Raw genomic sequence first — 24,558 nt, 5'->3', positions numbered from 1 at the left:
GAGCCTTTGGAGGCGCCCCTGTACCCCGACTCCCCCCTCGGCCCGTCCACCCCGCGCGGCGGTCAGCCCGCGTTCTGGGTCGGTCCCCGGCACCTGGCCGGTGACGACAGGCGTCTCTACGACCGCGTTGCCGACACGCTCGCCGGCCTGGGCTGGATGAGCCTGACGATCGTCCGCGGACGGCACGAGCTGGACGAGGCACCGGAGGACCGCCAGGTCCTGCGCAGCACCGTCCTGCACATCAGCCCCGACACCCTGCGCTGGGCACAGTGGAGCCTGGCGGACGAGCCGTTCCACCTGGGGGACCTGCCGATCGCCTGGCAGATCTCCGCCCGGACGGACACGAGCAGCCCGCTCGCGGCGTGGTCGTCGTACTTCACCACCGACGTACCCGGCGAGGCGGTGGCCGACTACCTCGTCGCTCTCGAAGCCCGCGATCAGCCCGCCGTGCCGTTTGCCGGCCCTGAGGCGGTACTCGACGCCGTCGTGGCACACGGCTGGCTCCGCGACATCGACCAGCCCCATGCGGGAGCGACGGACCCGACGTTCACCTCGCACATCAGCCTCGGCGAGGTGCCGCCCCTCATCCAGGACGCCGATCCGCGCGCCCTGACCACCGAGGCTGACGAAGTGGGACCCGCCGGATGGCAGGCTTGGGCCGAGCCCGCACTCGGGGCCCCGTGTCTGTGGGCGGCGTCCTTCTCCGCCAGCGTCCCGCACGACCTCGTCGCCGTGTTCGCCGCCTCTCTCAGCTCGACCGCACCGGTCCTGCGGCGCGTGCTGCCCGAGGCCACCAGGGAGCGGCTGCTGCGCGCGCCGGCCTAGCGTTCGGCGGCACCCTCCGATCCGAAGTGAGAAGCCCGGTCCTCCCGAAAGGGGGGCCCGGGCTTCTGGCGTTCCATCCGGGTCTATGGCGGGCCCTGGGCCGGGGAAGTGGGGTGAAGTGGGGTCTGCCCGGCGTAGCAGTGGGGATCGCTTGCGTGGTAATGCCAGCGCCTCGAATACGGCAAGGTGGCCACGTTATGGCGTAGTAATCGGGCCCAACATGTGTTAATCGGGGTGGCGTTGAAGTGGGGCGAAGTGGCGAAGGTATGGCGTAGCGGTGCCACGTTCCCGTGCGGCTGAATAGCCACATGCCTCGAACCGAAGAGAAGCAGCGGCCTGCCCTCGAACTCCGATGCGGCGGAGTTCACGTCGTCGTTCAACGCATCTCGCCCTGGGCGGTGGCGGCCATCGCCATGGCCTTCGTCGCGACGGCGGGGAGCGGACTCGCAGCGTCGTTCACGTCCCATCTCGCAGCGTGGGTTGCGGCCCATTAGGAATGTCCCGGACGGCGCCCGGGCGTCCGCTACACGCACTGCTGCCCCCGCCGGCGCAATCCGGTTCGGGGGCAGCAGCGCGTGCCGGGGCCGATCAGCTGGCTGCTGTGGCCTTGGTGAGGGCCTTGCCGAGGTGGCGGTCGACGAGGGCCGGGGAGCCGGAGACGATCAGCAGCAGGTTGCCAGCGCGGATCGCGATCTGCTTGACCACGGTGCTGCGATCTCCGGTGGAGAACGTCAGGAGCTGGCTCCACTGCTCGTCGCCAAGCCCGCGGGGCGCGGTCAGCTTCTGTGAGGCCATGTCGATGGGAGTGCCGCCAGCGAGGACCTGATAGGTCGGGCAGTCGGTCATGGCGTCGAAGATCCGGCCGATGCCGTTGGACAGCTTGGCCGCGCTGTCGCTGTACAGCTCCTCGGAGACCTCTGAGGAGCTGCCGCCGTAGGTGAAGTCCGCCTTTGCCTTGCGCGGGAAGCTGAGCGTGCCGCCGGTCGCGGCGTCGCCGCCCAGCTCGCTCAGGGCCGGGCAGCCGAGGACGGTGACGTCGTCGTGCTGGGAGGGGCGCTCCGGCTTGCGCAGGTAGCCCCTGCCCAGGTCGCTCTCGTTGAGCAGGCGCGTCTCCAGCGCGGCCGACGAGAGCGGAGCAGCCTGCTGGGCGGTGTCGGCCTGCTTTCCGGTATGGGCGGACGGCGTGGTGTCGGACGTGGCCCCGACGGTGTCGGTGGAGCAGGCGGGTACGGCGAGGAGGGCGGCGGTGATGCCGAGGATGGTGGTGGCGACGCGAACGCGCATGACGGAACTGACCCCTTGGTACTTGGCGACGGGTGGTCAGTGCGGGCCCGTAGGCCCGGTGGGGTCGTAGGAGTGGTGGTCAGTGCCCGAGGTGGCGCAGGCAGTCCTCGAACGTGGCGTGCGTCGCGTCCGCCGGCCCGCTGTTGCGGTTGTACCAGGCGGTGTCGAGGCGGATCTCCTGCTGCTGATGTCCGGCCCGGCAGCGCAGCCAGATCTGGTCGCGCGTGGAGAGGACGAGCCAGTCCCGGTATGCCCCGCACTCGGCGCAGGCGACCATCTCGCCGTCGAGGACGAGGGGCTGCCTCCACGGCATCATCTTGCCGTCGAGCTGGTCGTGGCTCGGTACGCGAAGCTCCGGCGGGAGGAAGTCGTCCACCACGGCGACCGACTCGTTGGGCTCCGGCTCGGCCAGCGGTGCTCCGAAGCCCGCCGGGACCTGGTTCTGCATCCGCGCATAGACCTCGGCGAACTGGCGCTGCTCCTCGCTCGGCCCCTTGGCCCTGCGTCGTATTCGGTGAAACACCCTGGCGTCCTCCCTTGCTTCGTCCGACTCGCTTCATGATCGTGTCCCATGCCCCTGGCGGTTTCAATTCACAAAGTTCACAGTCACTTTCCGCAGGCCATAAGGTGTTTCCTCGCTTCGGGCTGGGGTTGCACCGGACGAGGCGCTTCGAGCGAGGCGAGGACCGTCTACCGTGGCATGCCATGAGTCTCCTTGTTGTCGGCGGAAGCGGGTTCCTGGGTCTCGAGTTGGTCCGCCAGGCATCTGCCGCTGGACATCGCGTCGCTGCGACCTTCGCGACCAGGCCGTGCGATGGTCCGGAGGCAACTTGGTACGAGGTGGACCTGCGGGACGGCGAGCGTGTCGACGAGATCGTGGCCTCGCTCGCCCCCTGCGTGGTCATCAACGCGAGCAGCGGCGGCGCCGACTGGGCCGTCACGGCCGATGGCTCGGTCCGCCTGGCGATGGCTGTGGCGAAGTACGGCTGCCGCCTCGTTCACGTGAGCAGCGACGCCGTGTTCTCTGGCGCGCGAGTCCACTACGACGAATCCTGTCGTCCCGATCCCGTCACCCCGTACGGCGCAGCGAAGGCTGCGGCGGAGACCGGCATCCGGCTTCTGGCTCCGGACGCCGTCATAGCCCGTACCTCTCTGATCATCGGCGGCCTCCAGTCCGAGCATGTACGCCTTGTGCACGACCTCGCGACCAGCTCCCGATCCGGAGCCCTGTTCACCGACGACATCCGCTGCCCCGTGCATGTCGGTGACCTCGCCGCCGCCCTGCTGGAGCTGGCCTTCACCGACGCCCGCGGCATGCACCACCTTGCGGGTACCGATGCCGTGAGTCGTCACGGCCTGGGTGTGCTGATCGCTGAGCGGGACGGCCTCGATGCTTCCCGACTGCCGGAGGGCCTCCGCGCCGGCTCCTCGCTTGCCGGCGCACTCGACGTCCGGCTCGACAGCCGGGCCACCCAGGCGAAGCTGCGCACGACATTGCGCGGCGTCCACGAGTTCCTCTGAGGCGCAGTCGCACCGGCGGCGGGGGCTTATCGTGTGTGGCCGGGTGCCTGTTCACCGAAACGGCGACCAGAGGTGGTGGCTCGGGCCGTTGCCGGGCGCACGGTCGCCGGATTCTTTACCGTGCGGTTCTTCGGTATCCCCGTAGCGTCGGCCGGTAGATCCGCTCGCCGCCGCAGTCGCCACACCAGGACGTCACTGACGGATTCCGCGGTGCCGAGTTCGCGGCTCTCTGCAGCGTCGGACAGGAGCGCGGCCGGGTCGTGGCCGGCGGCTTCGGCTTCCGAGATGGTCGCGGCCAGGGCGTACCAGCCGGGCTCGGCGAGGATCTGCTCGGCCAACCTCGGCAGCGCGTCGCGCAGCAGCACCGTCTGCCGCAGCAGCACCGGCCGGCTAAGGCGTCGGCCGCGCTGGTAGAGCACGCCGAGCGGCTGGGCGGCGGCGGGCTGGTAGGCGTTGCGCAGGTGTTCGGCGGCACGGGTGGCGGCTTCGGCCTGCTGGGCGTGGCCCTTCTTCGCGTGCCAGTGGGCGGCGGCGGCGATGAGGAAGAACAGCATGTCGATCGCCATCGCGGTGGTGGCGCCGTCCTCGCCCCGGCCGAGGGCCGGGCCTGCGTGGACGAGGTCGCGGGCGGCCTGCCGCAGGGCTCGGTCGTGTCCGCGTACAGCGCGTACGTGGGAGCGGGAGGCCCGCTCGAACGCGAAGGCGGCCTCCCGTAGTTCGCTGCGGGTGTGGGCGGCGGACGTTAGCGCGAGGGCGTCCAGGACTTCGCCGGTCGCGGCGATGTATGCGGCAGCGACCGCGTCGTCACAGTGCTCGACGACCCCGATTGCCACCCACGCAGCTGTGGCCGTTCGGCGCCGCGCGGCGGAAGGGCTGTTGGGCGATGCGCTGCCGGGAGTATCTGTCGACGAGATCTGGTCGGAATCGGCGGACCAGCGCTCCCGGATGCGAGGCAGGGACAGGTCAGGGGCGAGGCGCGCGCCAGGGTAGAAGACGGGTTCGCCGTCCTTGTTGCGGTCGTCCGGCAGGGCCACCTTGTAGCCGAGCAGGTCGCCAGAAGGAGCTTTGCGCTTGCGGATCAACAGGCCGGCGGCGGCGAGGCGGCCGAAGAACTCCTCTTCGCTTCTGGCACCGGTTACCGCTCCACGTACGCTCTCGCGCAGTTCTTCGCGCGCGGTGCGCTCGCGGCCCTGGCGCCGGGCCTTGTGGCGCTCGGCGCTGGTCGGGCGTTGCGCTGCGGTCCCATCCCCGGTACTGAGCTGCTTGAGCCCGTACTCGGCTTCGATCAGCCGGGCTTCTGCCTGAGACCGCTTGGCGTCGTTGTTGAGCCGGGGGCGCCGGCCGTCTTCGCGGACGAGCGTGGCGATGATGTGGATGTGGTCGTCGGCGTGGCGCACGGCCGCCCAGCGGCATCCCGATTCGTCGGCGGCCGGAGCGATGCCGGTCGCGGCGACCATGCGTCGGGCGATCTCGCCCCATTGCTCGTCGGAGAGAACCGGGTCATCGGGTGCGGCCCGGACCGACAGGTGCCAGACGTGCTTGGCCGGGCGGCGCGACTCCGCGAGCGCCTGGACGGGCTGGTCCAGGAGCTGCTGCAGCTGTCTCTTTGTGGCCTGTGAATCGCGACCGGGATCGGGAGCGAAGCTGTCCCAGGCCGCTACGAGATGCGGATCGACGTGTTCCTCGTGGGTCCCTTTGCCGTAGAGGTAGTTGAGCAGGCCGAACGTATGCGAACCGCGCTTGTGGACGCGCGGAATCATCCGATTCGCGTTTCGGTGTCGAGGTAGTGCTGGATGAAGGTATCCACGCGCTGAGTGGCCCGCTGAACGGCGCCCAGTACAGCTTCGGCGTACGGGACGTCGGCACCAGAGTTGGTGGCCTTGGCTACCTGGTTGAGGTTGTTGCCGATGTGTCCGAGGTGCCGGCGCAAAGCGAAGAGCTCGTTGTGGACTTCTCGTTGGGCGGCGATCTCCGCCGCCGTACGGTCGAGATCGTGGGCGGCTTTGAGAGCGGCGTGGGCGAGGAAACTGGCGACGCTCATGTGGCACACAGCGGCTGCACGGGAGAGGAGTTGGTACTCGTCGTCGTTCATGCGGCAGCTGGGCTGACGTATGCGCTTGTTCTCGTCGCGCAGGCGCTCACGCTGCTGCACATGCGGCTTCGAAGACACGGCGTGAGTGCAGTTCGCACTGTGGCAGGTGTGCTGGTCCTGCCTCTCAGGATGCGAGCCGCGCTCGGTCGCATCCTCACGGATCGGCGCCCCCCGGTGCCGATCCGCTCCCGCCACTCCAGGGGCGGGGGACGCAAGAGCATTGCTCCCGACGGGAGCAATGCTCTTGCGATAACTTGCTCGCCCTGAGACCGAGTTGGAGTCGGGAGCAGGTTCCGGTGTGGTGCCGTTCTGGGGTGCGTTCGTCATCGGGTTTTGGACCTCGTGGAGCGGGTGCGGTGCTGGATGGTGGCGGCCAGCGCGACGACGTCGGCCGGCCCAGAGAGGACGCGGACGAGCCCGTCGGATTGGGCTTGGACGAGCCATTGGCCGGTCGGCGTGAGAAATGCGGCGTGCAGGAGCCGTCGTCGGACCAGGACATCCGCCCAGGCGCTGGCCTCCGCGGCGGTGGGCTCGGATGAGCGAGGGATCACGGCGTGTCTCCCGGAGCGGGGGCGGTGGCCCGGCACGGAGCCGGACCATCTGAGACGGATAGGGGGATGAACTGGGCTTTTGCCGGTTCAGCCGCACTCGGGGCAGCGCCCGACGTGGCTGTTGAGCGCCCGGGCCATCCGCTGTTTCGCCGAGGCTGCTTGATTTGCACTGGTCTTCGCCGCCGGCCTGCCCTCGTATCGCTTGGAGTGAGCGAGCATGTAGCCGATCTCCCGCTCGTACTCCCCGCGGACGGTCTTGAACTGGTGGCAGGTCTTCATCGGGCGGTGCTCCTTGTCGTTGTGGCGTCGTCATTCCGCAGTTCCTGGAGGACGAGCGTGATGCGGTCGTTCCGGCAGCCCGTCAGGCCCTCACGGCGGATGATTTCCCTCAGCTGGACCCGGGTGACGGACGCGTTGCCATCCCGTTCGAGCAGACCGGGGACGTGGGGACGGACCTCCCGGACGAGCTGATGCTCCGGCGGGTCCAGCTCTCGTGGTGGACGCTGCGTCTGCGGAGCGCGGGACCGTCCGCGCTTCCCCTTGTTCTTTGTTCGGGGCTTCGTATTCGGCTTCCGACGGAGAGGGACCTTGTGTCCCCGGTCCCCGGTGGGTTCGGTCCCCGACTCGGCGGCAGTCGGTCCCCGATACGAATCAGGGCCTTGAGCAGGCACCTCCTGCTTGGGACCGTCGGTCCCCGCGCCTGCGGTGTTCTCCGTTGTCTCCTCCGGTTTGGCGGGACCGGTCCCCGGGACCGCGCCTGCTTCTGGAGTCTTCGTCCCCACGCTGGTCCCCGCGTCCCCGTCCTCGGTCCCCATGCGTTCCGGCGCCTTCAAGGTCTCGACATCGGGGACCGGTCCTTTCACGAGGGTCGGTCCCCGGTCCCCGTTCGACTCGTCGAAACCGGCGGGACCGTTCACGGGGACCGGCGTATTCGATGTCGGCTGCGGGGGGACGGTGGCCGCGGATGCGGTGTTGGGCGCCGGGGACCAGGGGGAGGGCAGCGGGACCGTGGCGAGTGCGAGAGCGTGCCGTCGTGCGGCGAGCTGGTCGAGCAACTGGGTGCGCTGCAGCGGATCGGTGCCGACCGAGGCCCTGCCGACCGCTGCCGACAGTCGCCGGGTGAGCCGCCGCCCCCGCCGGCTCCGCTGCTGCTGGGGTGTGCGCTCGGCGAGCTTGGCGGCCAGGGTGACCGCGCGAGCGGTTGCTCGATCCCGTGTGATCTGTGCGGCGTCGCGGTCTCGCGCGGCGATGCCGAGGCGAGACAGGAGCCGTTCGCGGGCCTCCCGGCCCAGGGCGGCGATCAGCCCGTTTGAGGCGGCGCCGGGGGTGTGCAGACGCAGTTCGATGCCCATGGCGAGGTGCCACAGCATCGCTGCCATGACTGGCCCGACGAAGGCCCGGACGGTGCCGCCGACGAGACCGCTCTCGGCGTAGGCGGGGATCACTTGCACTCCGGTGATCACCCAGACCAGCGTGCCCGGCAGGCCGGGGGCGCCCTGGGTGGCCAGATTCTGCCGGGCCATCAGGGCGGTGGCGAAGAGCGCCAGCTCGGCCGCGGCAAACATGCCGGCCCGCTCGGCGGTGCCGGCCATGTCGAGGTAGTCAGCGGCGAAGCGCCAGCTGGTGTCGGCGCTGTAGGCGGTGCAGCCGAGGGCGGCGAGGGCTGCGACCTTGACCGCCGGACCGCCGAGGCGTTTTTGCGTACGGGGTCCCCGGCGCCGGACCGTCCAGGCGGTCAGTACGAGAACCAGGGCGGCGGGCACGACTGCGGCGAGGAGGAGAGGGAGGTCCGGAGCGACACCGAGGGCCAGGACGGGGTGGGTCATGCGGCCTTTCCGAGAGGGGCGGGCGCCGTAGTCGACGCTGCCGGGCGGTGTACGGGCTGCTGAGTGCAGGGCCTGGCTGGCGCAGGGGCGCCTGCTTCCGGGGCGGTCTTCTTCCGCTTCTTCTTGGGCCGTGGCACGCCGTAAGTGTGGTCGCGGTCGAAGACCTTGTTGGCGGATTGCCGGAGCAGGTCACGGGCGTGCTTGTGGCTGATCTGCAGGGCGGCGGCGAGCCTGTACGGGCTCCAGCCGCGTACGTAGGCGTGGTCGATGACGACCTGCCGCTCGGCCTCGGTGAGATGGACGTCGCGTCCCCGGAAGAAGGCGGTCACCCTTCGGTAGTCGAGGCGCTGGGCCAGACCGTCGTGCAGGGGACGCCGCTCGGCCTCGGTGAGACCGCCCCAGACGCCCTCCTTGAGGACGTTCTCCAGGGCGAAGTCGAGGCAGTCACGTCGTACGGGGCACCAGCCGCACAGTTCCTTCGCCTCCGCGATCTCTTCGTGGTCCCGGGGGCCGGGGAAGAAGACCGCCTCGGCGTCCTCGACGTCCAGGCCGTAGCAGGCTCCGCGGGTGTGCCAGCTGGTGTCTCCGATGCCGCGCAGGCCGGTGGCCGGCGCATCGTGGGTGGTGATGTGGCGCAAGGGGATCTCCGATGTGCTGCCGCGGGGGCCGTCGGGGCGGACGCGGCGTCGGGTGCCGGCTGCGGCGCGAGAGCGTGCGCCGCAGCCGGGGCGGGACGGTGGAGTGGGGGCGGTGCACCGGACGGGATGCACCGGCCTTGCGCGCAGGTCAGGCTGCGGCGGGCTGCTGGACCTGCTCGGCCTGCTCGGCCTGCACGGCCTGCTGGGCGGTGGCGAGGTCGAGGCGGCTGGGATGAGTTGCGCACTGGGCGGTGCCACGGGCACCGCCGTCGGGGCCGATCCTGCGGCGGCGGCACGGCTCACCGGGCTGGGCGAGGCACCACTCGCACCGGACACTCAGAGCGTCCGGTAGACCTTGCGCGACGGCTGCCTCGCGTGCCGCTCGGGCGGGCCGGTAGGGCGCGAGGGCTGCCCGGGCGGCGGGCGGTATGCAAGAGCCGATCTCCCGCAGCCTTGCCTCCAGCCTCGGATTGACACCGTCGCGACCGGTGGTGATCGCTCGGGCTTGGGCGGGCTGCGTGGTGCCGCCGGCGACGGCGCGCCGGGTGCCGACCAGCTCGGCGGTCCAGGCGGCCTGATCGTCCGGATCGACGGACGGCGTCGGGTCGGAGTGCCGTGCCAGGCGGTCGCGCCGGTAGCTCTCCCATGGGCGGGCGACGTCCGCGGGCAGGATCGGGTACGGCGAGGTGCGGATGTGCTGGCGGGCGGTGACGCGGACGTCCCAGCCGTGCGGAGTGGCCATCGGCACATCGCCGAGCAGCTCGTGCCACTGGGCGAGTTGGTCGCGTGCTTCGCCCTGGTCGGTGCGGATGGTGCGGGGGTCGAGGCGGCCGATGTAGGCCAGCAGGGCGGCGATTTCGCGGCGGTCCACGGTCAGCCCTCCGTTCCGGTCGGCTCGTCGAGGGCGGCGAGCAGGGCGGCGGTGTGGGCCTCGGCCCGCGTCATTCCGCCCGGCGCGGTGCTGCCCTTGCTGCCAGGTACGGCGTGGAGGTTCGGGCGGCCAGGAGCGTGCTCTCGGGCGACCCAGGACTTCCAGTCGGCGGCCCAGGCGTCCGCCGGCCTCGGCTTGAAGTCGGCGCGGTGGGCTCGCCACTTCGCGTCGGCGGCCTGCAGGCCATGCTCGCCGAGGCGGTCGAGGTGTCCCTGCTGGCGGAGCCAGGCGTTGGTTGCTGGGTCGACCTTCCACTCGGCAGCCGAGGTGACGGCAGCACCACTACCGCTGTACCTCCGGTTCAAATCAGGTTCACTACGGTTCTGTGTGCCGGTGGCCGGTACATCGCTGTGCCGGTTACCGGTACGCCGGGGTGCCGGTTTCCGTCGCGACCTGCCGGTCTCCGGTACTGCCGGTTTCCGGCAGGTCGCGTGGGATTCCGGCAGCTCACGGGGGCGGATTCCGTACCGCCGGAGGACCGAGAGGCGGAGCTTCGCCGGAGCAGCGGGCTCGTCGGACACCGCCGCGTCGCCGTCCTCCTCCTGTTCCTCTCGCTGGGCCTGAAGGACGGCCTCGGCGGCGAGGGGCAGGCGGTAGACCGTGCTGCGCTGCGGTCCTACGAGGTCGTCGAGCTGTTCCAGCTCGCCGGCGAGGACCAGGCGCTCCACGGCTTCGCGCACAGTGGAGACCGAGGCGCGTGTGCGCTTGGCCAGGCTGGAGAGGGAGGCGTACGAGATGCACTGCTCGTCGGCCACCCGGTCGGCGATCGAGAGGAGGACCAGGCGCGCGGCCCCTCGGCTGGAGCTGTGCTCCCATACCCACTCGCGGGTTTCGGCGCTCATCGGACCCTCCCGAAGACGGGGCGGTCCTGGATGGGGCACTCCGGTTTGGGGCGCTGAGGCGCCGGGGCGGAAGTGACTGCCGCGCAGGCCGTAGGGAACGGCCTTTTGCGCAGGGCAGGAGGCATGCGATACTCCCCTTTGCAGTGTTGCCACGCTGGTGCGCCCGTCGGAAGGACTCAGCGTGGTGATGGTGGGCAGTCGCCGCCCTTGCCGGGGCGGGTTTGCCGCTTAAGCGTTCGGCGTCCGTGAGTTCCGCTCTCGGGCGCCGTCGCTATTTGTGGACCTTCTGGTCCTGTCTGTGCCTGCTGGCTCCTCACGTCCATCCGTCGCGGGCGGCTGCCCGGGGACGACGAACATACGCACGGACCCCTGTCAAGATCCAGACTTGGTTCTTAAACTCTGTACTGGTTGCAGAGAGTCACCGCGTGATCTGCCGCCGGAGCCGCGTGTGGGGCTTGGCGTGGGCCGCCCTTCGGCACCGAGGAATACCGTTGCCGCGGTTGCCCCGAACGTCGAGAGCGTGCCATCGTGTCCGCATTGGAGCGGGTGTCTGATATTTCCCGCAGCGGAAATGCGGTGTGGATGGGGTGTTTCCACGGCCGCCTCTGCGCTTTCCGGTCGAAGATCAATTGCTCGGGTGTCAGGCGTGACGCATGCCGCTGAGGGAATGTGGCGTGCGCCACGTCGCCCGACGTACTCCTGTTGGTAGAAACGGACAGGCTGACCTGAAAACAGGCGGTGCGTGCCACATGGAAACGTACTGGTGAGGAAGAACTTTCCATACGCGGGATCGGCTCGTCAACTGGTGTTTATCGCGAGGTAGGGTGGTTGAAGTGAAATTGAACCCCGCCCGGAAAAGGATCATGGAAGAGCCGAATGAAGGCCAGATGGACTCCAAGGGGTTCATGGACCGCCTGAACCGCCTGTTCGACACGGTGCACCCGCCCAATCGCGGCCCCTTCAGCAACGCTGAAGTGGCCGATCTGATGGAGGAGCGGGGGCTGGGTAAGCTGTCGGCCCAGTACCTGTGGCTCCTGCGGACAGGGCAGCGCGATAACCCGACGAAGCGTCACCTCGAAGCGCTCGCAGGGTTTTTCGGCGTGGATCCCGCCTACTGGTTCGATGATGCCGTCGCTGAAAAGACACTGCAGGAGCTTGAGTTGCTCGCGCTGCTTCGTGACGCGAAGATCAAGAACGTTCTTCTTCGCCTATCCGACGTCTCCGCAGACGGAAAAGAAGCCATCCTGGGCATCGTTGAGAGCGTACGAAAATCCGAGGGGTTGCCACCCTCAACTGGTGCGTAGAACGGGCTTAGTTCAGTAAGTGATCAAGGAAAAGAAATGTGGTCTGCCCGTAGGCTGCGCCGGCCTGACCTCTTGGCCGAGCTGAAGCTCCCGCACGTCACCAATATTCGCGATCTCAGCGACGAGGTCTCACTCCGCACGGGGCGGAAGGTGGTCCTAGAGCCACGTGAGCAGGCACCCTCCGTGTGCGGGGCCTGCGTCGTCATGGAGAGTGCCGTCCATGTGTTCTACGACCCGCGGACCAGCTCCCTGCACCAGGACCACATCATCGCCCACGAGTTCAGCCACCTGCTGCTCGGCCATCACAAAACCCGCCCGGCGTCCGCTCTCTCCTCAACGCTCTTCACCAGCGTGGGCTCGGCCACCGTGGAGATGATGTTGGGGCGCACGAAGTACGACGAGGACGAGGAGCGGGACACCGAGCTCCTCGCCTCGCTGCTCCAGCGCCGCATCATCGACCGGTGGCTGCGCAGTGACGAGTCCTCTGGGGACGAAGTACAGGACCGGGTCACGCACACGCTCCTGCGCCGACGGGAGGCCCGACCGTGAAGGATTTGCTCCATCCGATCAGCCTCGTCGTCGCCACGCTCGGCTTCCTCTGCCTCCTGCGGGACGTGCCGACCCGCCGCCGGGATCCCGCCTCCGGTGCCCTGGCCGCAGTCTTCCTGCTGTCAGGGCTGTCGTTCCTGTTCTCCATCACGCCGATGTGGAACTACCTCGACCGTGTGCTCGGCACCGTCAACCTCTCCGTGCCCCTCGCGCAGGGGTGCGTGGTCGCGCTCCTGGCCTGCCAGCAGGTGGTCCTCACATACTGGGGGTCCCCGCCTGAGGTCGCCCGCCGGCGTAGCCGCCGGTGGCTCGGGGCCGGCTTCGCGGTGATCGCCGGGCTCTTGGTGCTGTTCGCCCTGCTGACGCCCAGCGCGCCGCATCCGATCGACTTCACGCTGTACTACGCGCACGACGATTGGTATGCCGCGTACCTCACCCTGTACGTCACGGCCTACACCATCGGGGAACTGTTCCTCGCGCGCGCCTGCTGGCGCCTGGCCCGCCGAAGTACCCGCAGGTCCGTCCGCTACGGTCTGCGCATCGTCGCCCTCGGCGCCACCGTCACCCTCGGATACAGCGCGGTCCGCATCGGCGACGTGATCGCCGGCGCCTTCGACACCTCCCTCGCGGACTGGGAGGGCTTCGCCTGGACCTGCGGCGACGTCGGCGCCATGCTCACACTCATCGGCTGGCTCGTGCCCACCATCAGCGACCAGGCCCAGAGCGTCCAGCACCGGATCAAGCAGTACCGCAGCTACTACCGGCTGCGCCCCCTGTGGCTGGCGTTCTACAGCGAGGCACCCGAGATCGAGCTGCCGATCGACCGAGTCGACCCGGCCCAGAGGCGGCGCTTCCGCCGCATCTCGATCCGGCTCTATCGCCGAGCAGTCGAGATCCGGGACGGCCGGTTCGTGGTCCGCCGGTATCTCGATGCCGCGGTCCGCGAGGCCAGTGAAGCCCATCACCGGGCCCGAGGGCTGCACGGCCAGGAGCTGTCCTCAGCCGTCACGGCCGACCAGATCCTCGCCGGAATCGCTGCCCGGGCCGCAGGCACCCGCCCAGCCCCCAACCAGCTCACCGAGTTCGCCGACTCCGAACGTCAGACCAGCCGGCCCATGGACGACGTCGACGCTCTCCTCGACGTCGCGCGCCACCTGCCCCGCCAGCCCGCACGAGCCCCCCACCTTGAGCGAGTCTCCGCATGACTAACGATCTCACCCACCAGCCCGCTCACGTCCAGCTCCAGGCCCTGGAGCGCCGTGAGATCTCCAGCCGAGAACTGCTCGACCTTCACCTCGTCCGGATCGACGCGAGCCACGTGAACGCCGTAGTCACCCGTGACGACGACGCGGCCCGAGCTGCCGCGCACGCGGCCGACGACCGCCGAGCCCGCAACGAGAGCAGCGGAATCCTCGACGGCCTTCCCCTCACGATCAAAGACAGCTTCGAGACGGCCGGACTGCGCACAACCAGCGGCGCCGAAGATCTGGCGGATCACGTACCCGCACGAGACGCCGACGCGGTAGCCCGGCTCCGCCACCAAGGCGCCGTGATCATGGGCAAGACCAACACCCCGGCGTATTGCCAGGACCTGCACACCGACAACAACCTGTTCGGCCCCACGCTCAACCCCCACGACCCCAAGCGCACCGTCGGCGGCTCCTCCGGCGGCCCCGCCGCCGCCGTCGCCGCACACCTGACCCCCGCCGACCTCGGCAGTGACCTCGCCGGCTCACTGAGGCTTCCGGCGCACTACTGCGGCATCTACGGCCTGCGCCCCACGCACGCACTCGTTCCGGCCCGCGGCCACATCCCGCGCCCCCCGGGATGGATCACCAGCAGCGACATGGTCACCCCCGGCCCGCTTGCCCGCCATCCCCGCGACCTGGGACTGCTCCTCGACGCGCTGACCACACCGTCACCCGCAGAGCACAGCCCCTGGCTCGTGAAGCTGCCTTCAGCGCGTCGCGCAGTCGGCCAGCTCCGTGTAGCGGTGTGGGCCGAGGACGTGTCCTGCCCCGTCGACCGTGAAACTGCAGACGCTCTCGCCGCCGTCGAGCAGGCTCTGGCCTCCGTGGGCATGAACGTCGTCCGCACCGCGGGACCGGTCGGCTTCGCTGACTCTCTTCGCCTCTTCGAGCAGCTTCTCCACGCCACCGCAACGGCCGCCACCAACGACGAAGCTGGCGCGGCCGAACTTGCTGCGGCGCGTGACGTGCACGAGGATGACGCGAGCCCACGGGCCACCTTCCTGCGCCACCGAACGCAGACGCACCGCGCCTGGCTCCGCGCGAACGAGGAGCGCCTCCGGCTTCGAGAGACGTGGCACCGCTTCTTCGCCGATGCCGAGCACGATGTCCTCATCACCCCCGCGGCGCCCACCGCGGCCATCCCGGCTGGCGCCCGCGTTCTCACAGTCGACGGCGTCGAGCGGAGCTTCTTCGACCAGACTGGCTGGGCCAACCTCACCAGCCACGTTGGTCTGCCCAGCCTGGTCATGCCTGCTGCGCGAAATGCGGACGGCCTCCCGATCGGCGTGCAGCTCGTGGGATCGGCCTACTCGGACCGGACCTTGCTCGCCTTGGCTGAACACCTGGCGGCGCTTCTCGGAGGGACGGCTGCGGCAATCAGCCGTTGACTCTGGTGGCCTGCACCACGCGGGTCGGCGGACGAGCGCGACCGTCGCGCGACAGAGTCGTCAAATGGCGTTGCTGGCGCGGCCCGGGGTTCTGTCACCGGGACGTCGTGCAGCGCTCCACCGTGTCTCAGTCTGACAAGGGCAGCGTGCCCGCCGTGAGGATGAACGTGACGGCGTAGGTGAAGCGACCTGCGTGCACGGCATCGTCGAACTGAGCCACGAACCGGTCCGCGTCCACGGTGTCGAGGTAGCCCCGGTCTGCGGCTGCGTGCGCCCAGGTGCGCAGGCCCATGACATTGTCGGCCGCCGACGGGTCGCGCACGACCAGAGTCCGGGCTTCCACCATGATGTCGTGGATGCCGCGGGCCGCGAGCAATCCGGCATGCTGGTGGGCCAGGGAACCGTTGCGCAGGCCCACATCCGCCCTGAAGCGCAGCACCCGGCGGGCGAGCTCCTGGTCGTCGATGTCGAGTACCTGAGTGTCGTAGTCCGGGTCTGCCAAGGCAACCCGACCGCCGGGGCGAACCACTCGCAGCAACTCGTCCAGCACCCGGGCCGGTTCGACGACGTGCTGCAAGACCCGGTCCGCCCAGGCGCCGTCGAATTGATCCGCTGCGAACGGCAGCCGGTGCCCGTCCGCGACAGCGGCGTGTGACAGCCCTCGGTCCCGTGCCTGCGCGGCCATGGTCAAGGAAGTGTCGACCGCGACGACCTCGGCCCCACTGCTCGAGCGCAAGGCCACAGCGGCGTCCCCGGTACCCGCCCCGATCTCGAGGAACAGCCCGCCGGGATCGGCCCGGAGGAACTCTTGCAACCGCTGCTTGTAGGCGGCGTAAAAGGGCTCCGCACTCAGCCGGTCCAGGACCTGAACCCACTCAGCGGGCCGGGGCTGCGTGTCCACCGACGTGAAACCGTGAGCAACACAGTGATCGTTCATGGGAGCACGCTAAGCGTGCCAACCAAGCCGGTGGAACTATGCGGTCACACCATTAGCTCTTCTTGGCCGCCACGGAAGTCCACGGGCCGGTCTCCCACCACGAGCGGATGGGTGCGGCTCCGCTGCCTTTGGCGAGCGATCCGTCCGGTCGGCGGTCGGGCAGGCCGAGGAGCTGCTGCTCGATGGGGGTGAGGGCCGGGTCATTGCGGAGGTCTGTGGTCGGGTCGTCGACGGGGTGGAGCCAGCGGAATCCGTACTGGAGCATGAGGGCGATGCGAGGGCGGCCGGAAAGGTTGATGCCTCCGGTGTGCCAGGTTCGGTTCTCGAAGAGCACTGCGTCGGTTCCGGTGATGTGGGGGGTGGTGGCGCCGGGTGGGTCGATTGCGCCACCGGGGACGACGGGTTCTTCGGTGAGGCGGTGGCTGCCGGGAAGGAACATGGTCAGCCCGCAGTCGGGGGTGACGGGGGTGAGGTAGTGGGCGGCCTTGATGGCCATGCGGGGGGTGTGGGGGAAGCCGAGGTCGGCGGCGACGCCGTACATGTCCCGGTGCCAGCCGTGGCGTTCGGGGATGCGGATGGTGCGGGGCGGGCCGCTGGGCAGGGCAATTAGGTGGGCGGAGAGCAGGTGGATGTTCGGGCTGAGGAGCCGGACGACGGTGGGCAGGACGGCCGGGTTGGCGAGGAGCGGGAGGAAGGCGGGGGCGAGGTTGAGGCATCCGCGGAAGCCGTCCTTGCCGTCGCCTCCTCGGTCGCGGCCCTGGGTGATGTCGCTGGCCAGCAGTTCCTCGGCGGCGGTCAGGAGCCGGTCGCGTAGGTCCGGGGTGATTGAGTCGCGGATGATTGCGTACCCGTCGCGTTCGAAGGCGTCGAGGGTGCCGGCGTCGGGCGCGGCGGGCGGCGACGGGGTGCTCATGCCGGTATCTCCTTCGGGGTGTCGGTGAGGGTGGTGGCGAGCTGCCACAGGCCGGCGTCGTCGAGGCCGCAGAGTCGGCGGAGGTGTTCTTGGGAGACGGGGCGGCCGGGGTCGCGGTAACCGAGGACGGTGAGCCGGGGTCCGGGGTGGCGGCGGCCGAGGAGGGCGTGGATGTCGGCGGGGTGTCCGCTGGTGGCCAGGACGATCGGCACCCGGGTGCCGAAGTGGCGGGCGAACGCGTCCGGTTCGAGGGCGAGGGGGCGGCTGCCGTCCTCGGCGAGGGCCGTGAGGTCGTGGACGTGGACGTACCGCAGGCGCAGGCCGGGGCGTTCGGCGCGCAGGCGCCGGGCGAGGGTGGTCAGGGCCTCGGCGGGCAGGTCGCCAGCAGAGGCGAGGATCAGGTCGGGCTCGCCGGGGCCAGGGTGGGTCAGGTGGGGCCAGGTCGCGATGCCGTGCCGCAGTTCCTCGTCGAGGGTCTCCAGCGGGTGGTGGACGGTCGCGTGCTTGCCCGCGACGACGAGCGTGCACCGGTCGAGCTTGCGTAGGGCGAAGGTGAGCGCGGCGGCGGTACGGGCGGGGTCAGCGGGGGTGAGGACGTGGAGCGTGGGGTCGCCGCTGGCCAGCAGTGCCGAGGTGAGGCTGGGGTTCTGGTGGGTGATCGTGTTGTGCCAGCTCAGGCTGGTCAGGAGGTAGACCAAGCTGGGCAGCGGGGCGAGCCCGGCATGCCGGCGCACGGACCGGTGCTTGAGCTGCTGCTGAATGAGGCTGAGCGTGATGGGCGCGAACGCCTCGTAGGTGGCGACGAGCGCGTGCCGGCCGGTCTCCGTGTAGCCCTGAGCCCAGGCGTGGCACAACTCCTCGCTGAGCACTTCCGCCGCCCACGGCACCGGGCGCCCGTCCTCGTCGGTGAGGTTGAGGCGGTTGGAAGCCAGCTCGTCGGGGCTGAACACACGGAACGGTCCCTGCTCGGCACGGGCCCGCAGGACCTCGGGGACCACCTGCGCGAACGGGCGCCCGGCGGCGTGGGCGGCGACGTGGGCCGAGGCGGCGACACAGCCGCGCGGGGCCGGGAGGCCGCCGGGCTCGGACCGGGCCTGCGGGAGCGCGGGCAGCAGGTGCGGCCGGGGCCGGCCGCCGGAAGTGAGGAGCTGGGCGGGCTGGTAGGAGGCCAGCCAGTCGGCGAGCGCGTCGAACTCGGCGGGCACACCGGCCGGGTCGCGTAGCGGCGTCTTGTGGACCGCCGGGGTGCCGGCGAGGTGGGCGGGTGTGCCGTGGCCTTTGTCCAGGGTGAGGACCAGGACGCTCGACGGTCCCGGAATGCCCAGGGGCTGGGCGGTGCAGAGCGCTTCGGCCACCGCCTGGCGGAGCTGGCCGATGACGAGCCCGTCGCTGTACACGGGCCGGTGACCAAGTCCGGTGAAATAGGCGGTGAGTTCGGCGCGGCTCAGGGCGGACAGCACACTCGGCCCGCCCATACGCATCCCGTTGAGCAGGACGACGGGAAGGACGGTCCCGTGGTCGCCCGTACCGTGCAGCGCGCGGGTGGCGAGCCAGGAGGCGGCGGTCGTCCCGGTCTCGCACTCTCCGTCGCCGATCAGGACCACGGACAGCCTATGGGGCGCGTCGAGGACGGTGCCCTGCCCGATCGCGAGGGCGGGGCCGAGTTGGCCTCCGGTGTGCAGGTGGCCGGGGATCATCGGGGTGATCTCCCCGCCGATGTCGGCCCGGGGGAAGCCGGAAACGAGTTCGCGCAGCCCGGCCTCGCCCTGGGACAGGCCGGGGTGGGCGCGGCCGAGATGGCCGGTGAGGTAGGCGTGGGCAAGGGCGGAGGGCCCGGCGTGCCCGGCGCCGTGCAGGACGTGCAGCTCGTAGCCGTCGGGGACGGCCGCTTGGAGCGGGCCCATGGCGGCGAGCATCCGGTTGACGGGTGGGCACACCCCCCAGTGGCCGGATGGTCGTGTCTTGACGTCGGCCGGGGTTAAGGGCCGGGCCAGGAGCGGGTTGTCGCGGAGATAGAGCTGGGCGAGACAGAGGTAGTCGAGCGCGTCGGCGACGGCAGCCACCGACGCGTCGGGCACCAGGCGGTTCGTTCGGCGGACGAGGTCAGCCCACATGCGGTCCTCCTGCCGGGGTGAGCGCGGCTTCGACTGCGCGGGCATGGACGGTGCCCTCCCGCTCCAGGCGCGCGGCGGCGCCCGCGGGGCAGTCGACGATGGTCATGTGCCGGCCATGCGGGCAGATCCCGCCGTCGACCACCGCAGCGATCCCGGCCCCCGTGGTCCGCTGGAAGGCAGCGACCTGGGAGGCAGTGAGCGCCGGATGGTCTGCGTCTCCGGCGGCGGGGGTGGAGATGCTGCACACGGCGGCGGCCAGCGGTTCGCCGGCCAGAGCGACGAGCTGGCCCAGGATCCCGTCGGGACACCCGACGAGCGCGGGGGAGCCGACCGCCGCGATGGGCTCGGTGCCCGGCTTCCATGAAAGACGCAGCGCGAGGTCCCCCGGCCACAGACCCCGGACCAGCAGGCGTGCGTCGCTGCTCAGGTTGAATAAGGTCTCGGTCGAGGCCGGGGTGTCGAGCAGGAGCAGCAGCGGCTTGGCGGTGGGACGCTGCTTCGCGCGGAAGACCGCGGCAGTGGCCGCAGAATCGGCGGCACGGGCGCACAACATGTACCAGCGGGGCGAAGGCACGGCGACCACCAGCCCGGCAGTGAGGAGCCGGACCGCGTCTGGGAGCTGGGCGGGGCTGAGAATGTCCACAGTGCTCTTCCCTCTCACACGGTTTTGGGGCGGGCGAGGGCGGCGAGCGCCGGGTACTCCAGCCACGGATCCGACAGAGCGTGCAGGGCGAGATCGGGGTGCTGGGCGTGGCTGACGCGGAAGTACGCCATCACCCTGGGCGTGCTGCTGGTGTTGAGGTCGACCCGGTGCGGAACGAGATGGTGCATCACGACCACGTCGCCGGGCTCGGCGGTGAGGGCGATGCCGTCCTGGGCGTCGATGTCGTTGGGAGTCTGGGCCGGCTGTCCCAGGACCCAGTCCGTGGCGAAGTATCGGGCCATCCGATGGTGCCCGCCGGGCACGTAGTGCAGCGCGCCGGCGTCCGCGGTGGCGCTGCCGTCCAGGACGACGCCGACGATGAAGGTGAACGTGCGCAGGTCACGCGGTTCCAGGTGGGGGCAGGAGACACCGTCAACGTGCATCGCCTTCACCGGCTGCTGCACGCCGTCCGGCAGCCGGACCTGGATCTGCGCCCGGGTGACGGGGGCCGTGGTCGCCGGCCTCACCAGGTCTCCGGCCAGCTCCGCCAAGCCGCTTCGCTGGTAGAGGGCAAGGACGTCGGGGTGTTCTTCCAGCTCGGGCGCGAAGCTGCGTTCGGTGTAGGCGGCGAGCCGCGCGGGGTCGTACGCCTCCTTCAGCCAACCGCCGACGAGGTCACGGGCCCGGGACACGAGATCGCCGTGGACCAGGCCACGGCGTATGAGAACGCCGTCGTCGATGAATCGGCGCCGCTCTTCGTCGTTCCACGTCACGGGTCGGGACATGGTGGATCTCCTTCCGGAAGGACGGAACAGGGCCGGGGCGGCAAGGAACCGCCCCGGAAGGAAGCGAGGGGCGGATCAGCCGCGCCGGCCCAGGACGACCTGGAAGGATGCGTGCTCGATCAGGCCGCCGGCGGCGGCGTGCCCGTCGAGCAGAGCGCGGGCGCGCTGCTCGAAGTCGTCGACCCGCTCGCCGAACAGCGGCCGGGCGGCGAAGGAGGTCGAGTACAGGTAGCCGATCACCGACTCAGTGCTCCACTCCCGCTCGACGGCGATCGTGTGCTCCTCGACCTGGCCGAAGGCGGACTCGGCGAGGATCTCGCGGTACGGCCGGTTGTGCGCCGCGTACTTCTTGCCGACTCCGGCCCGCCGCTCCTGGCCCAGGTACTCCTGGATCAGGGCTCGCAAGGCGTCGGTCCATTCGGCGCGTGCGGTCCACAGACTGCCGTCGCCCATAACAGCGACGGTCGCGTCCGGCGCGGTCATGCCTTCCAGATGCGACAGCACCACGTCCTGGTCCATCCAGTGGAAGGCTCGACAGACCGTGACGAGGTCGGCCCGGTAAGAGGCGGGCGGGGCGAACTCCTCGGCCGGCGCGTTGTGCAGCCGGACGGTGACCGGCAGCCCGGCGAGAGCCTTGTTGGCCTCGTCCAGCATGCCCGGGTCCTGCTCGACGACGTCGATCTCCGTCATCTCTCCGGCCAAGGCGAGAGGGACCTGCCCGGTGCCGGACCCGAGGTCGAGCAGGGCCCGGTGCTCCTTGCCAGCAATCCGACGGGCGAGCAGCTGGACGGCCTCCTCCGGAATGCCGGGCCGGTAGGCGGCGTAGAACGGGGCGGTGGTGTCGAACTGACTCACGGTTTAGCGCTCCTAGTGGTGCGAGTTGATGGGAGGAGGGTCTGCTCGATGTGCCGGACCGCGCAGGCGAGGTCCGTGACGACCGTGACCCGGCCGGGGTGCTCGGCCAACAGCCGGAGCTCTTCGGCCGAAGGCGGGCGCGAGGTGATCCACAGGGCCTGCGCTTCGGCGGCAAGGGCGCCGCGCACGTCGTAGTCGAAGCTGTCGCCTACGTGCAGCACCTCCGCGGGATCGCGGCCGTGCAGTCGAGCGACAGTCCGCACGGCGCCGGGGTCCGGCTTGGCGAACCCGAGCTGCCACGACGGGTGATGGGCTTGGAGGTGGGGGGCGAGGAGGGCGGCGACGTCGGTCTCCCGTTCGTCCCAGTGGCTCACATTCGACAACGTGACCACCGGTAGGACTCGGGCGATCCGTGCTACCGCCTCCACCGCGCCGGGCCACAGGGCGAAGCCGGGCGGACGGTGATCGTGGGGGAAGGTGGACGGCGCGAGGCCCAGGGCGGCGCACACCGTCTGCGGTCCCGTCGCGTCCCTGTGCGGGTCCAGGGCGTGCAGGATCCGCTGGGCGATCTCCTTCGCCTGCCGGGCCGGTAGCGGGGACAGTTCCACCAGGCGCTGCGTCAGCGTCGTCCCTGACGGCTCACCCAGGGTGTATCCGACATCGAGGCTCACCAGTCGCACGAGCGGCGCCGGGCTCACGGACGACCCGTCAGGGCCGCGATGATCATGCCGATCCGCTCGGTGCGCACAGGACCGGAACTGGCCTCCCCGAGGAAGGTCAGAAGCTGCCGGGCCTCCGCCGGCGACCAGCCGGTGGTGTCGACACCGGCCTCGGCAGCCGCCTGGGCGAGGTCGTCGGGGATCGCCGGCGGGCGCGCGCCATGCGGTAGCAGCAGCGTGCCGCTCCACTCCTCGCCGACCTGCCCTGGCGGCAGGACCGCGCCGAGAGGCGAAAGGACGGTGACATCGTCGAACGTCATGATCCGGACGGGGAGTTCGGGCAGGCGCACCGGCTGGTCGAGGCGCAGGGTCGCGGACAGAAAGGTGTCGTGCCCGTGCAGCCGCTCGTCCACGACGAGCAACACCCGCCCCCCGCGCTGCTCCAGGCGGCCATGTACCGCCAGCTCGCCCGTGTGCATGGGCATTACCGGCGCACCTCCATCCCGAGACCGGGCCGGTCAGGCAGAGCGACGTGCCCGCCGTCGGGCTGGAGCGTTTCGCGCAGCGCCCGCTGGCGGCGTGGCTCCCACACCACCTGGTACTCCACCGCGCCTGCCACACGGGGGAAGGCAGCGGCCAGGTGCAGGGCGGGCAGGAACGCCCGGCCGTGCAGGTGGACGGGCACCCTCGCGTCGTGGGCGGCGCCCAGCCAGGACAGGGCTTCGGTGATGCCGCCGCACCACACCGCGTCGAACGTGAACGCTTCCGGCCGGCAGTGCTCCAGCAGGGCCCTGACGTCCTCCACGTGGGACAGCCGTTCGCCGAACGCGACCCGCAGTCCCTTCGCCCGCTCGCGCAGATGCGTGTATGCGGATCGGTCGGTCAGCGCGAGCGGGTCCTCCACCCAGCGCACTGCCTCCGGGGCCAGGAGCGGCGCGACCTCCATGGCCCGTAGGTGGCCCCATGTGCCCAGGGCGTCCACCGCCACGCTCTGCCCCGCCCACGTAGCCGCCCGCTCTGCCAGCCGTACCACTTCAACGGCTTCCGCGTCGCGCAGTGCCCACTTGGTGAAGGCGAACCCCTCGCCGGCGGTGGCCTTGACCGACTCGGCGGCCGACATGGCGGCCGACATGGCGGCCAGGTCCAGGGAGAGCCAGGAGGCGTATACCGGCACTCGCGGCGCGGGCCGGTCACTGAGCAGGGCCGCGACCGGGAGGTCGGCGAGGCGACCGTGCAGGTCCCACACCGCGCAGTCCAGCGCCCCCACCGCCCAGCGCCCGAGCCCCGCCGAGTGTGGACCGAGTTCGGCCAAGAGTCTGCGCAGTAATCTCGTGTGGTCGGTCACGGAGTGCCGCAGCACGCTCTGTCCGAGCCGGGTGGCGACCAGCGCGGCGGGCAGCTCGTCGACCGGGGCGAACACCCCGGCCACTCCGCGGGCCTCGACCACGACCGCGAAGCGGCTGTCGCCCGTTTCCCACGGACCCCCCACACTGTCATCGAGGCGCTCGACCCGCACCCGGTCGATGACCGTGTCATCGAGGTCCATCGACGAGGTCCTCTCCCGCGTAGGTGAAGTACCACAGCGGCCGGTAGCACTCCCAGCCCACCGGCCGCAGCCCGGTCGACGCCATGGCCCGCTCGATAGCCGTACGCGCCTGTAGGTAGTAATCCAGGCCCTCCGCACCCGGCGTCCGCATTCCCTGCATCAGCACCGTGTGCGCCTGGAACGTCTGGAAGTTCGGGAACGCGTTGATCACATCCGTCAGCGCGGTCACCCCACGCACGAGGTCCTCCATCGGGTCCAGCCCGACGATGTACGTGTACGAGGTGTCCAGCCCTGCAGCCCCCGCCCGCGCAAGCAGGTCCGGGATTTCCTGCGGCCGAAGGTCGGCCTTGGTGGACTTCATCAGGGCCTCCCGCCGGGTGAAGTGCTCGACGGTCAGCCTGAGCACGAACGGCGACACCTCCAACGCGATGGTCCTGAGCGCCTCATCGCTGCGCAGCACGGAAGTAAGGAAGCCGATCCGGGCTTCGACGCCGGCCCGTTCCAGAGCGGGCCGCAGGGCGGTCAGGTGCGCGACAGCGGCCTCCTCCCGTTCGAAGCAGCCGGTGGAGACGGTGACCTCGGTCAGTTCGGCCAGGTTGTGGCGGGGGTGTTGCTCGCCGAGGGCGCGTAACAGGTCGTCGAGCCCCTGCTCCTCCTGCAGCCGTGGGTCGGCGGCGGCTTCCAGGGTGTTGGGGCACCAACCGCACCCGACGCATCGGCTGCGCGCGTTGGGGTTGAGGGTTGCGGCCCGGCCGTCATTGCGGAAGTACCCTCCGACCGCTTCGTCGGCGTCGATGCGTTCGACGTGCGCGACCACCTCACCGTTCAGAGACAGCTCGTCGCCTTGGAGCCGGAACGGGCTGGCCGGCCGGTTCAGGGGGACGATGATCTGCCAGGGGACGTCGGGGCGGCGCGCGAGGCGGAGGTTGACCCGGGCCCGGTGACGGTCCTGGTCGGAGCTGATCCCGTACAGGTTGACGGCGATCAGCACCACGTCCTCGACAGGTACTCCGTGGCGCAGGGCAGCCCGCTCCAGGTTATGCAGGCGTTCGGAGCCGACGGCGGCGTCAGAGGATATGGGTCGGTGCATGGAGAGACGTGACAT

The 24,558-nt window shown here is 70.3% G+C and carries 26 protein-coding genes; 6 read left to right on the top strand and 20 right to left on the bottom strand.

Features of this window, described 5'->3' with window-relative positions; translation table 11 throughout:
• The first annotated feature begins 6 nt into the window (after positions 1–6).
• Positions 7–825 carry a DUF317 domain-containing protein gene (locus tag OG972_RS05410; protein WP_266978752.1) on the top strand — a complete coding sequence of 273 codons (819 nt, stop codon included), beginning with the start codon at positions 7–9 and terminating at the stop codon, positions 823–825.
• A gap of 588 nt (positions 826–1,413) precedes the next feature.
• Here the strand turns inward: OG972_RS05410 and OG972_RS05405 are convergent.
• Positions 1,414–2,109 carry a hypothetical protein gene (locus OG972_RS05405; protein WP_266978750.1) on the bottom strand — a complete coding sequence of 232 codons (696 nt, stop codon included), beginning with the start codon at positions 2,107–2,109 and terminating at the stop codon, positions 1,414–1,416.
• A gap of 79 nt (positions 2,110–2,188) precedes the next feature.
• Positions 2,189–2,632 (bottom strand): hypothetical protein, encoded by a 444-nt coding sequence (locus tag OG972_RS05400; RefSeq protein ID WP_266978748.1) that lies wholly within the window; start codon positions 2,630–2,632, stop codon positions 2,189–2,191.
• Positions 2,633–2,814: 182 nt separating this feature from the next.
• Here OG972_RS05400 and OG972_RS05395 point away from each other — a divergent pair, with 182 nt between their 5' ends.
• Entirely contained in the window at positions 2,815–3,630 is an 816-nt protein-coding gene (locus tag OG972_RS05395; protein WP_266978747.1) for a sugar nucleotide-binding protein, read from the top strand.
• A 26-nt stretch (positions 3,631–3,656) separates the two neighbouring features.
• On the opposite strand, the gene OG972_RS05390 is transcribed toward OG972_RS05395, so the two are convergent.
• The 8 genes from OG972_RS05390 to OG972_RS05355 all read right to left on the bottom strand — a co-directional run bounded on the left by OG972_RS05390 (position 3,657) and on the right by OG972_RS05355 (position 10,510).
• Positions 3,657–5,390 (bottom strand): relaxase/mobilization nuclease domain-containing protein, encoded by a 1,734-nt coding sequence (locus OG972_RS05390; protein WP_266978745.1) that lies wholly within the window; start codon positions 5,388–5,390, stop codon positions 3,657–3,659.
• Complete coding sequence (mobC, locus tag OG972_RS05385; RefSeq protein ID WP_266978743.1) at positions 5,387–5,800, bottom strand: plasmid mobilization relaxosome protein MobC; 414 nt, start codon at positions 5,798–5,800, stop codon at positions 5,387–5,389. The genes OG972_RS05390 and mobC overlap by 4 nt, the downstream gene beginning before the upstream one ends.
• A 245-nt stretch (positions 5,801–6,045) precedes the next feature.
• A complete protein-coding gene (locus tag OG972_RS05380; RefSeq protein ID WP_266978741.1) occupies positions 6,046–6,273 on the bottom strand; it encodes a hypothetical protein in 228 nt (75 codons plus the stop codon).
• Positions 6,274–6,360: 87 nt separating this feature from the next.
• The gene (locus tag OG972_RS05375) at positions 6,361–6,552 is read right to left on the bottom strand and encodes a hypothetical protein (protein ID WP_266978739.1); all 192 of its coding nucleotides are present in this window, start codon (positions 6,550–6,552) and stop codon (positions 6,361–6,363) included.
• A complete protein-coding gene (locus OG972_RS05370) occupies positions 6,549–8,099 on the bottom strand; it encodes a hypothetical protein (RefSeq protein ID WP_266978737.1) in 1,551 nt (516 codons plus the stop codon). Before OG972_RS05370 ends, OG972_RS05375 begins: the two co-directional genes overlap by 4 nt.
• Positions 8,096–8,737 carry a WhiB family transcriptional regulator gene (locus OG972_RS05365; protein WP_266978736.1) on the bottom strand — a complete coding sequence of 214 codons (642 nt, stop codon included), beginning with the start codon at positions 8,735–8,737 and terminating at the stop codon, positions 8,096–8,098. Before OG972_RS05365 ends, OG972_RS05370 begins: the two co-directional genes overlap by 4 nt.
• Before the next feature lie 148 nt (positions 8,738–8,885).
• Positions 8,886–9,608, bottom strand: a complete 723-nt coding sequence (locus OG972_RS05360; RefSeq protein WP_266978734.1) for a hypothetical protein — start codon at positions 9,606–9,608, stop codon at positions 8,886–8,888.
• 2 nt (positions 9,609–9,610) lie between these two features.
• A complete protein-coding gene (locus tag OG972_RS05355) occupies positions 9,611–10,510 on the bottom strand; it encodes a helix-turn-helix domain-containing protein (RefSeq protein WP_266978732.1) in 900 nt (299 codons plus the stop codon).
• Between the two features lie 833 nt (positions 10,511–11,343).
• Between OG972_RS05355 and OG972_RS05350 the strand changes: the two genes are divergently transcribed.
• Genes OG972_RS05350 through OG972_RS05335 form a run of 4 tightly spaced genes read left to right on the top strand, consistent with a single transcriptional unit; the run spans position 11,344 to position 15,001 of the window.
• Positions 11,344–11,814 (top strand): XRE family transcriptional regulator, encoded by a 471-nt coding sequence (locus tag OG972_RS05350; protein ID WP_266978731.1) that lies wholly within the window; start codon positions 11,344–11,346, stop codon positions 11,812–11,814.
• A 36-nt stretch (positions 11,815–11,850) separates the two neighbouring features.
• Positions 11,851–12,363 (top strand): hypothetical protein, encoded by a 513-nt coding sequence (locus OG972_RS05345; RefSeq protein ID WP_266978730.1) that lies wholly within the window; start codon positions 11,851–11,853, stop codon positions 12,361–12,363.
• Positions 12,360–13,568, top strand: coding sequence for an MAB_1171c family putative transporter (locus tag OG972_RS05340; protein ID WP_266978729.1), 1,209 nt, complete (start codon positions 12,360–12,362; stop codon positions 13,566–13,568). The genes OG972_RS05345 and OG972_RS05340 overlap by 4 nt, the downstream gene beginning before the upstream one ends.
• The gene (locus OG972_RS05335; protein WP_266978728.1) at positions 13,565–15,001 is read left to right on the top strand and encodes an amidase family protein; all 1,437 of its coding nucleotides are present in this window, start codon (positions 13,565–13,567) and stop codon (positions 14,999–15,001) included. Before OG972_RS05340 ends, OG972_RS05335 begins: the two co-directional genes overlap by 4 nt.
• Before the next feature lie 127 nt (positions 15,002–15,128).
• Here OG972_RS05335 and OG972_RS05330 read toward each other — a convergent pair whose 3' ends face one another.
• From OG972_RS05330 to OG972_RS05285, 10 genes are all read right to left on the bottom strand, one after another.
• Complete coding sequence (locus tag OG972_RS05330; protein WP_266978726.1) at positions 15,129–15,902, bottom strand: methyltransferase domain-containing protein; 774 nt, start codon at positions 15,900–15,902, stop codon at positions 15,129–15,131.
• A gap of 88 nt (positions 15,903–15,990) precedes the next feature.
• Complete coding sequence (locus OG972_RS05325) at positions 15,991–16,851, bottom strand: phytanoyl-CoA dioxygenase family protein (protein ID WP_266978725.1); 861 nt, start codon at positions 16,849–16,851, stop codon at positions 15,991–15,993.
• The gene (locus OG972_RS05320) at positions 16,848–18,965 is read right to left on the bottom strand and encodes a phosphoketolase (protein ID WP_266978723.1); all 2,118 of its coding nucleotides are present in this window, start codon (positions 18,963–18,965) and stop codon (positions 16,848–16,850) included. Before OG972_RS05320 ends, OG972_RS05325 begins: the two co-directional genes overlap by 4 nt.
• Positions 18,955–19,608, bottom strand: a complete 654-nt coding sequence (locus OG972_RS05315; RefSeq protein WP_266978721.1) for an L-threonylcarbamoyladenylate synthase — start codon at positions 19,606–19,608, stop codon at positions 18,955–18,957. The genes OG972_RS05320 and OG972_RS05315 overlap by 11 nt, the downstream gene beginning before the upstream one ends.
• 14 nt (positions 19,609–19,622) lie before the next feature.
• Entirely contained in the window at positions 19,623–20,393 is a 771-nt protein-coding gene (locus tag OG972_RS05310; protein WP_266978719.1) for a phytanoyl-CoA dioxygenase family protein, read from the bottom strand.
• Between the two features lie 75 nt (positions 20,394–20,468).
• The gene (locus OG972_RS05305; protein WP_266978718.1) at positions 20,469–21,248 is read right to left on the bottom strand and encodes a class I SAM-dependent methyltransferase; all 780 of its coding nucleotides are present in this window, start codon (positions 21,246–21,248) and stop codon (positions 20,469–20,471) included.
• Positions 21,245–21,946, bottom strand: a complete 702-nt coding sequence (locus tag OG972_RS05300; RefSeq protein WP_266978716.1) for an HAD family hydrolase — start codon at positions 21,944–21,946, stop codon at positions 21,245–21,247. The genes OG972_RS05305 and OG972_RS05300 overlap by 4 nt, the downstream gene beginning before the upstream one ends.
• Positions 21,943–22,392, bottom strand: coding sequence for a hypothetical protein (locus tag OG972_RS05295; protein ID WP_266978714.1), 450 nt, complete (start codon positions 22,390–22,392; stop codon positions 21,943–21,945). The genes OG972_RS05300 and OG972_RS05295 overlap by 4 nt, the downstream gene beginning before the upstream one ends.
• Complete coding sequence (locus OG972_RS05290; protein ID WP_266978712.1) at positions 22,392–23,453, bottom strand: enolase C-terminal domain-like protein; 1,062 nt, start codon at positions 23,451–23,453, stop codon at positions 22,392–22,394. The genes OG972_RS05295 and OG972_RS05290 overlap by 1 nt, the downstream gene beginning before the upstream one ends.
• On the bottom strand, positions 23,440–24,543 hold the full coding sequence (locus OG972_RS05285; RefSeq protein ID WP_266978710.1) for a hypothetical protein: 1,104 nt from the start codon (positions 24,541–24,543) through the stop codon (positions 23,440–23,442). The genes OG972_RS05290 and OG972_RS05285 overlap by 14 nt, the downstream gene beginning before the upstream one ends.
• Positions 24,544–24,558 lie beyond the last annotated feature (15 nt).

It is taken from the genome of Streptomyces sp. NBC_01669 (assembly GCF_026339735.1).
GTDB classification, from domain to species: Bacteria; Actinomycetota; Actinomycetes; order Streptomycetales; family Streptomycetaceae; genus Streptomyces; species Streptomyces yanii.
The sequence above is the reverse complement of the archived record's forward strand: the minus strand, read 5'-3'. Positions and strand labels throughout refer to the sequence as shown.